We start from the raw sequence: 9,663 nt of genomic DNA, 5'->3' as shown, positions 1-9,663 counted from the left end.
CTCTTGCGGTTGCTCTTGCGGTTGCTCTTGCGGTTGCTCTTGCGGTTGCTCTTGCGGTTGCTCTTGCATCTGCCCTTAAGCCGTCATTCCCGCGAAGGCGGGAATCGCTCTTGCCGTTGCTTTTGCCGTTGCTCTTGCCGTTGCTCTGGCGATTGCCTCTGCGGTTGACCTTGCAATTGCTCTTGCACCTGCCCTTAAGCCGTCATTCCCGCGAAGGCGGGAATCGCTCTTGCTTTGCTGTTGCTCTCTGCTTCCCCACATTCACGCTCCAAAGCAAAGGCAAAAGCCAAAACTGGAGCGATTCCCGCCTTCGCGGGAATGACGGCGTAGGAGCAAAAGCAACGGCAACGGCGACGGCGACGGCGACGGCGACAAACAACAGCAACACAGCAATACAGCAATACAGCAACGGCAACAGCAACGCAGCAACAGGGCAACAACACCAGCACCAGCACCAGCGACAGCACCAGCGACAGCAACAACACCAGCACCAGCACCAGCAACCTACACCCTACCCAACTATCTCATCCCACAAATCCCGCCACTCGGGATTCGCGTCCTCCACCAACCTCAACTTCCATTCCCGATTCCATTTCTTCAGCTGCTTCTCGCGAAGAATCGCCGACTCCATGGTCTCGTGAACTTCATACCAGACCAGCACATCCACACCGTAGCGTTTGCTGAACCCGTCAACCACGTGCTGCCGGTGTTGCCAGGTCCGTGCCACCAGATTACTGGTGACACCGATGTAAAGCGTGCCGTGCTTCTTCGATGCCAGAAGATAGACGGCGGGTTGCTTCATTGACGCTCCTGCACCACGACAAGAGCGTCCCCTGCCTGCGCAGGTGGGACATCCAAAACAGGCTCAGGCCCGCGCAGCGGCCAGCTCCGCGATGCGCGCATGGTGCGCCCGCAGCTCCGTCGCCTCGACAGCAAAAATACCCATCTGTCCAACCTTGAACTCGATCCACGCGAAATAGACTTCCGGCAGCAACTTGATCAGGTGCTGTTCGGAATCGCCTACTTCGCAGATCAGCAGTCCATCTTCAGTCAGATGATCCGGCGCGTCACGCAGGATCTTCAGCACCAGGTCCAGCCCATCGTCGCCTGCACGCAGCGCCAGGTCCGGTTCGTGCAGATATTCCTTGGGCAACGCGTCGGTCTCGTCATTGGTGACGTACGGCGGGTTGGTCACGATCAGGTCGTAGACGCGGCCCTGCAGCCCGGTGAACAGGTCGCTCTTGACCAGCTCGACGTTGTGGGCAAGCAGGCGTTCCTTGTTCTCCACTGCCAGCGACAACGCCGCGTCGTTGACGTCGCTGCCGTCGACCTGCCAGTTCGGGTAGTAGTGACCCATGGCGATGGCGATGCAGCCCGAGCCAGTGCACAGGTCCAGCGCGCGGGTGACATCGCGGCCGGCCAGCCACGGCTCGAAGCCGTTGAGGATCAGCTCGGCGATCGGCGAGCGCGGCACCAGCGCGCGGGCATCGCTCTTGAAGCTCAAGCCCGCAAACCATGCCTCACCGGTCAGGTAGGCAGCCGGCAGGCGCTCGTCGATACGGCGCTGGAACAGCGCCAGCACCTGCTGCCGCTCTTCCAGCAGCACGCGCGCCGTGCCATAGGCCGGGCCAAGGTCCGGCGGCAGGTGCAGGCTGTGCAGGGTCAGCTGGGTCGCCTCGTCCAGGGCGTTGTCATAGCTGTGGCCGAAGGTGAGGCCGGCAGCATTGAAACGGCTTGCGCCGTAGCGGATCAGATCGACGATCGTATGGAGTTCAGCGGCCGCTTCGGCAGTCATGGCAATACGGAAATACTTGAAAGGTCTGCGATTATAGGCATCTGGCCGGTATATTGATTGCCCAGTTGCAGCCGAAACTTCGGCATTGGCCCCCAAACGGCGCCCAAACGCCCGCCAATGGCCGGGGTGAAGCCTGCAATCCCCTACACTCCCGTATCCCGCCCACGGCGGACGTCACTGTCCCGCCGCCGTACCCGAACGGAAGCCCGCGCGCATGTTCAATCGAAATACCGGCATCATCCTGGCCATCGCCCTGGCCGCCGGCCTGGGCCTGTTGTTGGCACAGAAGGTCTTCGGGCCGTCCAACCAGAGCAACCAGGGCACCAGCAGCATCCTGTTCTACGGCACACCGCGCACCCTGCCGGAGTTCGACCTGGCCCAGTCCGATGGCACCCGCCTGATCCCCGGCGAGCTGCGCGGCCACTGGACCCTGGTATTCCTGGGTTTCACCTCCTGCCCGGACGTCTGCCCCACCACCCTGACCGAGCTGGCCCAGGCCCAGAAGCAGTGGGAGGCCATCCCCGACAGCCTGCGCCCGCGCGTGGTGCTGGTGTCGGTGGACCCGGAGCGTGACACCCCGGCGCGGCTGGGCGAGTACGCCCATGCCTTCCACAAGGACACCATCGCTGCCACCGCCGACGTGCCGTCGCTGGAGCGCTTTGCCACCTCGCTGGGCATGGTGTTCCAGAAGGCCCCGGGCAAGCATTTCGAGCAGAACCCGGATGACTACAGCATGGACCACTCCGCCAGCATCGCCGTGCTCGATCCGCAAGGACGCCTGGCCGGGCTGATGCGTCCCCCGTTCAACCCGCAGGCAATTGCCAGCGACCTGAAGAAGCTCACCGAGAAATCCGCACCATGAGTCTGGTTACACGCCTCACTTACGTATTGCCGCACCGCCTGCTGTCATCGATGGCCCGCTCGCTGGCCTATTCGCAGAACCCGCGCATCTCGCGCTGGCTGATCGACACGGTGACCGCCAAGTTCAACGTGAACCTGGCCGAGGCCAGCAATCCGGACCCGCGCAGCTATCCCAGTTTCAACAGCTTCTTTACCCGCAGCCTGAAGCCCGGCGCTCGCGTGGCCGCCGCCGATCCGCGCACCCTGACCATGCCGGCCGATGGTCGCATCAGCCAGCTGGGCCCGATCGAAGATGGCCGCATCTTCCAGGCCAAGGGCCAATCGTTCACCGCCGCCGAACTGCTCGGCGATGCGGCTGATGCGGCGCCGTTCAACAGCGGTCTGTTCGCCACGGTGTACCTGTCACCGCGCGACTACCATCGCGTGCACATGGCCTGGACCGGCACCCTGCGCGAGACCGTGCATGTGCCCGGCCGCCTGTTCAGCGTAGGCACCGACGCGGTGGCCAACGTGCCGCGGTTGTTTGCCCGCAACGAGCGCCTGGTCTGCCACTTCGACACCGACTTCGGGCCGATGGTGCAGGTCATGGTCGGCGCGCTGCTGGTCAGCGGCGTGGAAACGGTATGGAGCGGCGAGGAAATCCCCGCCTATGGCGACCGCATCACCCGCAAGGACTGGCGTGGCAAGGGCATCACCCTGGAGCGATTTGCCGAAATGGCGCGCTTCAACTACGGCTCCACGGTGATCGTGTTGCTGCCGCCGGGGGTGGCCGACTTTGATCCTTCTTTGAAGGCCGAAAGCCCGGTGCAGTTGGGCCAGCCGCTGGCAAAGCTGCGCTGAGCCGAACTGGCCGCAGGAGCGGCGCAAGCCGCCAAGCGGGTATCGCATCCGATGCCCGCACTACCGGCTCCACCAGTATCTGCAGCTTTGCTGCTTTCGCTGTTCCTACCGGCAATGGAAAGGGGCGCCTTGTGGCGCCCTTCTCAATCAACGATCGCAGCCTTCCAGCCGCAACGTCTGTCCCAGCCGCAACGCATAAGCCGGCGCACGCAGGCCATTGGCCCGGGCCAGGGCTGGCAGCTCGCATTGGAAGCGGTTGGCGATACGACCAAGGGTGTCACCCTTGGCGACCTTGTAGGTCCGCGCAGCCGGTCGGCGTGCAGGAGCCGCCGGCCGCGGCGCGGCCACCGGAACCGGCAGCGACGCGGCCGCCTGCGCGGCCTGCATCGCCTGCACATCACCCACCGCCACGCTGCCGGTGAAGGTTGCTGCCGACGGCCGCTTGATGGCGGCATTCAGATCGGCGGTGATCAGCGCCCGCGCCAGGTCGGCACGCGGGCCGTTCACGCAGTAGCGGTTGTACAGGCCAGCGATGCGGGTGGTGGCGTTGATGGTGGTACCGCCCGGAATCCAGCCATCGGCCTCATAACGGGGATTGAGGTTGCGCAGCGCACGCATGTAGCCATCACGGGTGCCGGTGCTGCCCAGGCAGATGGTCAACTCATAGATGGTGGTCGACTTGGCCAGGCGGATGGTCGCCGGCTGCGCGTTGATCTTCGGGAACTCCACGCCGTACTGCTGCGGGTGCAGGAAGATCCACGCCGCCGCGATCACCATCGGCACGTAATCCTTGGTCTCGCCCGGGAACTGGTTATAGGAGGAATCGGTCCAGAAGCTCTGGCCACCGGTCTCACGGTAGATGCGCGCGGCACGCCCTTCACCGCCGTTGTAGGCAGCCAGCGCGTACTCGATGTTCCTGTTGAGCCCGCGCATCCGCTCGTTCATGTAATCGGCGCTGGCGCTGGCGGCACTGCGCGGATCAAAACGGGTATCAAAGCCGGTGCCATCCGGGCCCAAGCCGAAGCGGCGGCCCGTCGCCGGCATGAACTGCATCAGGCCGGCGGCGCCGACCCGCGAAGACGCATGCACGCGGCCATTGGATTCCTTGGCCATGATGCCGAACAGCAACGCCTCTGGCAGACCGTCCTTCTCCCATTCCGGCCACATCACCGCGCGCAGGTTCATGTAGTTCTCGTAGCTGGTCAGCAGCGAGGGGCGCATGTCGGTCAGCCAACGGCGGATACCCGCCTGGATGGCCGGGTTGTACTCGACCATCTCGTCAAAGGCGTGCCGGTGGTCATTGAGCAGGGCGGCCGCGCGCGCCGCCTCGGGCACATCGGCGATCAACGGTGCGATGTGGTCCGGGTCCGCTTCCAGCGGGCTCACATCGTCCTCGCCTTCTTCAGCCCCGGCGGTGTCGGCCTGCTGCTTGAGCAGGCGCTTGTAGGTGCTGAGCAAGGTGCTGACCTGGCAGCCCTTCTGGGCGATGCAGGCGCTGATCACATCCTCCATGTCCTCCAGTGCGGCATTGCTCTCGGCCGTGCCCTTGGGGTCGGCGTTGTTGACCAGCACCAGCGCATCGGAATAGCGCTTCTCGGCGGCCGCCATCCGCGCCTCGATCGCCTGCACCTTGGCGGTATCACGCGCCGACAATGCATGCGCCGCCGGGATCACGGTCAGGAAACCAGCAGCCAGCAGCAGCGGCAACGGACGAACACCAAACAAGGAAACGGGCATCAGCAGCACAACAGGCGAAAGGTGAAGCAGGGTAGCCGCCAGACTTGCCCCGGGGCAACATTGCCACCGCGGCGATACAGTCGGCCGTTAGAATCCCCCCTTCATTCATCAATGAGTGCCTCCATGGACCCGATCCTGCTCGGCAAAGGCGTCACCGACGACATCGCCGTCACCCTGCTCCCGCGTTTTGGCAACCGCCACGGCCTGGTGGCCGGCGCCACCGGTACCGGCAAGACGGTGACCCTGATGACGCTGGCCGAAGGGTTTTCGCGGCTGGGCGTGCCGGTGTTCCTGGCCGATGTGAAGGGCGACGTGGCCGGCCTGGCGGTCGCCGGCGAAGGCGGCGAGAAGCTGGCCCAGCGCGCGGCCGAGATCGGCGTTGACGGCTATGCACCGGCGGCCAGCCCGGTGGTGTTCTGGGACCTGTACGGCAAGCTCGGCCACCCGGTACGTACCACCGTCAGCGAAATGGGCCCCACCCTGCTCTCGCGCATCCTGGAGCTCAACGACACCCAGTCCGGCGTGCTCGACATCGTGTTCAAGCTGGCCGACGACCGCGGCCTGCTGCTGTTGGACCTGGACGACCTGCGCGCCCTGCTGGGCTTGGTCGCCGACGAGCGCAAGGACATCTCCACCGAATACGGGCTGGTCAGCGCGCAGTCGGTGGCGGCTATCCAGCGCGCGCTACTGCGCCTGTCGCAGGACGGCGGCGAAGCCTTCTTCGGCGAGCCGGCGCTGGAACTGGCCGACATCATGCGGGTCAATCACGACGGCCGCGGCGTGGTCGGCATCCTTGCCGCCGCCCAGCTGATCCTCAAGCCGCGCCTGTATTCCACCTTCCTGCTGTGGCTGCTGTCCGAGCTGTTCGAGCAGTTGCCGGAAGTGGGCGACCTGGAAAAGCCCAAACTGGTCTTCATCTTCGACGAGGCCCACTTGCTGTTCGACGATGCGCCGCCAGCGCTGGTGCAGCGCATCGAGCAGGTGGTGCGCCTGATCCGCTCCAAGGGCGTGGGCGTGTACTTCTGCTCGCAGTTCCCGGACGACGTGCCGGCCAACATCCTCGGCCAGCTCGGCAACCGCGTGCAGCACGCCTTGCGCGCCTTCACCCCGCGCGACCAGAAGGCGGTCAAGACCGCCGCCGAAACCTTCGTGCAGAACCCCAAGCTCGACGTGGTGGCCACTTTGTCGCAGCTGGGTACCGGCGAGGCGCTGGTATCCACGCTGCAGGACAAGGGCATTCCCTCGCCGGTGCAGAAGACCCTGATCGCCCCGCCCCGCTGCCGGATGGGCTCGATCACCGATGCCGAACGCGCCCAGGTGCGCGCCGGCAGCCCGGTCGGCACCCGCTATGACACGGCGATCAACCGCGAATCCGCGGCCGAACTGCTGGCCCAGCGCGCGGAAAAAGCCGTCGAGCAGGCGCAGACACCGGCCGCTCGCACCCGCCAGCAGGACGAGGCGCAGGAAGGCGGTTTCAGCCAGAGCATCAAGGACGCGATCTTCGGCACCAAGCGCCGTCAGGGCATGATCGAGACCATGGCCAAGCAGACCACCCGCACCATGGGCACCAAGCTGGGCAACCAGATCGTGCGCGGCATCCTCGGCAGCATCTTCGGCGGCAAGCGCTGAGCCGCGTCGCCGGTGACGCGGCGGCAGTGCCGCCGTCGCGTCATCCCCCCGGGTGCCGGCGCACCCCACCAGAGTCGAACCCAAAGTCGTGAGCCGTTGGCGTCCCCCTGCAGAAAAAAGTACCGCCCTGATCACCGCGCAGGGCCATGCCCGGCTCAAGGCCGAGCTGGACGAGCTGTGGCGGCAGCGGCGGCCGGAAGTGGTGAAGGCGTTGGCGGCAGCCGCCGCCGAGGGCGACCGCTCGGAGAATGCCGAGTACACCTACCGCAAGAAGCAGCTGGGCGAAATCGACCGCCGCGTGCGCTACCTGAGCAAGCGCCTGGAAGCCTTGCGCGTAGTCGACACCACGCCCAGCGACCCGGAAGCAGTGTTTTTCGGTGCAACGGTGGAACTGGAGAACATCGAATCCGGCCAGACGCACACCTACCGCATCGTCGGCCCCGATGAAACCGACGCGCCGGCCGGCTGGATCAGCATTGATTCACCGCTGGCACGGGCGCTGTTGAAGAAGCGCATCGACGACGAGTTCGCGGTGGAACTGCCCAGCGGCCTGACCCGCTTCGCCATCCTCGACGTCAGCTACCAGGGCTGAGCACAGACGGATACGTCCGGCCCTCGCGCAGCGGCCGGAAGTAATCGCGCAGCTGATAGAAGGCCGCATCCTGTGGCGCATGCCAACCGGGGATACCCGCCAATGGCAAGGGACGCAGCTCGGAGGGCTCGGCCAGCACCCGGCCTTCGCCGATTGCCGCAGCGACGCGCGCAACGCAGGCAGCAGCACCCTCGCCAAGCACCACGATGCATTTGCCGACCAGCAAGCGCCCGGGCAACAGCGCCTGCTCCAACAAGGCATGGCCGATGACCGCGCAGACCGCGATATCACCTTGCTGCCAGGAACGCGGATCGAACAGCGTCATCCAGTCGTGCCGATCCCATGCCGACAACAAGGCCGGATCGCGGACACGCACGATCACTCCGCTTTCGTCGAACTGGGTCAGCGCGGCCTGCGCGCGATTGCGCTGCGCTGTTCCCATCGCAGCGATATGCAGACATTGCTGCGCATTGAGCGCGCACTTGATCGCCGGATAACGCGCCCAGACCAGCGCATTGAACAGGTCATGCCAGTTCTGCGCGCGGGTGGCGATACGCCCTTGGGCGACACGTTGTTCGTAGTGCAGGCCGTCGCCAAGCAAGGCGTCATCCTGGACGACGAAGTGCTTGCCCTGCACGGCCAGGTGCGCGTTGAGCGCAGCGATATCCGGCCAGTCGGCGCCTTGCAACAGCTCGGCGTAACCCGCAAAGCCTGAAAAAATGCGCTGCTCGAAACACCGGCGGTCCACCTGATCGCGCGGTGGCGCCAAAAAACGACGCCGGCCTGCGCCGGCGTCATCAGCGGCAGGTGCGCAGGTCACAGCACCTTGAGATCAAACGGCGCGGCCGCCTTGGCGTCGACGATGGCATCGCCAAACAGGTCATGCTCATCGCTGTCGGTGATTTCGACATCGACGAACTGGCCGATCCGCAGCTTGGCCCCGTCGGCATTCTGGATATGCACCAGGCCATCGATTTCCGGTGCATCGGCCTTGGAGCGCGCCACCGCGATACCGTCTTCGATGCCGTCGATCAGGCACTGCTGCACGCTGCCGATCTTGGCTTCGAGCTTGGCGGCGGAAATGGCCCCCTGCTTTTCCATGAAACGCGCCAGACGTTCCTGCTTCACCTCTTCCGGCACCGGGTCCGGCAGCTGGTTGGCGGTGGCACCGTCCACCGGCGAATAGGCAAAGGCGCCTACACGGTCGAGCTGGGCGGTATCCAGGAAGTCGAGCAGCTGCTCGAACTCGGCATCGGTTTCACCCGGGAAGCCGACGATGAAGGTGGAACGCACGGTGATGTCCGGCGCGATCTCGCGCCAGCGCAGCACCCGCTCCAGGGTCTTGTCGACCGCACCCGGGCGCTTCATCAGCTTGAGGATGCGCGGGCTGGCGTGCTGGAACGGGATGTCCAGGTACGGCAGGATCTTGCCCTCGGCCATCAACGGCACCACGTCGTCGACGTGCGGGTACGGGTAAACGTAGTGCAAGCGGGTCCATGCATCGAGCTCGGACAGCCCCTCGCACAGCGCCTTCATGCGCGTTGCGTACTCCTTGCCGCGCCAGGTGCCCGGCGCGTACTTGCGATCCACGCCGTAGGCCGAGGTGTCCTGCGACACCACCAGCAGCTCGCGCACACCGCCCTTGACCAGGCGCTCGGCCTCGCGCAGCACCTCATCGACCGGGCGCGACACCAGGTCGCCACGCATCGACGGGATGATGCAGAAGCTGCAACGGTGGTTGCAGCCTTCGGAAATCTTCAGATAGGCGTAATGGCGCGGGGTCAACTTGATGCCGTAGTCCGGGACCAGGTCCACGAACGGATTGTGCTTGGGCGGCAGCGCCGCGTGCACCGCTTCCATCACCGTGGTGTAGTCCTGCGGGCCGGACACCGACAGCACGTCCGGGTAATGCTCGCGGATCATGTCGCCCTTCTTGCCCAGGCAGCCGGTGACGATGACCTTGCCGTTCTCGTTCATCGCCTCGCCGATGGCGTCCAACGATTCGGCCACGGCCGAGTCGATGAAGCCACAGGTATTGACCACCACCACGTCGGCCGAGTCGTAGGACGGCACGATGTCGTAGCCCTCGACCCGCAGCTGGGTGAGGATGCGCTCGGAATCGACAAGGGCTTTCGGGCAGCCAAGGCTGACAAAGCCGACTTTGGGGTTCAGCTGGGACATGATCTGGAAATCCTGGGGCCGGGCCGGA

Annotated in this window: 10 protein-coding genes; 4 read left to right on the top strand and 6 right to left on the bottom strand. The window is 65.2% G+C overall.

The annotated features are described in order from the left end of the window. Nucleotides 1-194: 194 nt before the first annotated feature. The 3 genes from RT460_RS02995 to prmB all read right to left on the bottom strand — a co-directional run bounded on the left by RT460_RS02995 (nt 195) and on the right by prmB (nt 1,795). Nucleotides 195-503 carry a hypothetical protein gene (locus tag RT460_RS02995; protein ID WP_313317070.1) on the bottom strand — a complete coding sequence of 103 codons (309 nt, stop codon included), beginning with the start codon at nt 501-503 and terminating at the stop codon, nt 195-197. Nucleotides 504-511: 8 nt separating this feature from the next. Next, on the bottom strand, nt 512-802 hold the full coding sequence (locus RT460_RS02990; RefSeq protein ID WP_313317069.1) for a GIY-YIG nuclease family protein: 291 nt from the start codon (nt 800-802) through the stop codon (nt 512-514). A gap of 63 nt (nt 803-865) precedes the next feature. Continuing rightward, entirely contained in the window at nt 866-1,795 is a 930-nt protein-coding gene (gene prmB / locus RT460_RS02985) for a 50S ribosomal protein L3 N(5)-glutamine methyltransferase (protein WP_313317068.1), read from the bottom strand. A 214-nt stretch (nt 1,796-2,009) separates the two neighbouring features. Between prmB and RT460_RS02980 the strand changes: the two genes are divergently transcribed. Continuing rightward, nucleotides 2,010-2,657, top strand: a complete 648-nt coding sequence (locus RT460_RS02980) for an SCO family protein (protein WP_313317067.1) — start codon at nt 2,010-2,012, stop codon at nt 2,655-2,657. Next, the gene (gene asd, locus RT460_RS02975) at nt 2,654-3,496 is read left to right on the top strand and encodes an archaetidylserine decarboxylase (protein ID WP_313317066.1); all 843 of its coding nucleotides are present in this window, start codon (nt 2,654-2,656) and stop codon (nt 3,494-3,496) included. The genes RT460_RS02980 and asd overlap by 4 nt, the downstream gene beginning before the upstream one ends. Before the next feature lie 147 nt (nt 3,497-3,643). On the opposite strand, the gene RT460_RS02970 is transcribed toward asd, so the two are convergent. Continuing rightward, nucleotides 3,644-5,233, bottom strand: coding sequence for a transglycosylase SLT domain-containing protein (locus RT460_RS02970; RefSeq protein WP_313317065.1), 1,590 nt, complete (start codon nt 5,231-5,233; stop codon nt 3,644-3,646). Nucleotides 5,234-5,356: 123 nt separating this feature from the next. Between RT460_RS02970 and RT460_RS02965 the strand changes: the two genes are divergently transcribed. After that, complete coding sequence (locus RT460_RS02965; RefSeq protein WP_313317064.1) at nt 5,357-6,862, top strand: helicase HerA-like domain-containing protein; 1,506 nt, start codon at nt 5,357-5,359, stop codon at nt 6,860-6,862. An 88-nt stretch (nt 6,863-6,950) separates the two neighbouring features. Next, on the top strand, nt 6,951-7,454 hold the full coding sequence (gene greB / locus RT460_RS02960; RefSeq protein WP_313317063.1) for a transcription elongation factor GreB: 504 nt from the start codon (nt 6,951-6,953) through the stop codon (nt 7,452-7,454). Here the strand turns inward: greB and RT460_RS02955 are convergent. Further along, complete coding sequence (locus RT460_RS02955) at nt 7,438-8,274, bottom strand: DUF3025 domain-containing protein (RefSeq protein ID WP_313317062.1); 837 nt, start codon at nt 8,272-8,274, stop codon at nt 7,438-7,440. The genes greB and RT460_RS02955 overlap by 17 nt on opposite strands. Then, nucleotides 8,271-9,635 carry a 30S ribosomal protein S12 methylthiotransferase RimO gene (rimO, locus tag RT460_RS02950; RefSeq protein WP_313317061.1) on the bottom strand — a complete coding sequence of 455 codons (1,365 nt, stop codon included), beginning with the start codon at nt 9,633-9,635 and terminating at the stop codon, nt 8,271-8,273. Before rimO ends, RT460_RS02955 begins: the two co-directional genes overlap by 4 nt. Between the last annotated feature and the right edge of the window lie 28 nt (nt 9,636-9,663).

Source organism: Stenotrophomonas sp. (genome assembly GCF_032061965.1).
Taxonomy (GTDB): domain Bacteria; phylum Pseudomonadota; class Gammaproteobacteria; order Xanthomonadales; family Xanthomonadaceae; genus Stenotrophomonas.
This window is presented reverse-complemented; position numbering and strand designations above follow the sequence as displayed.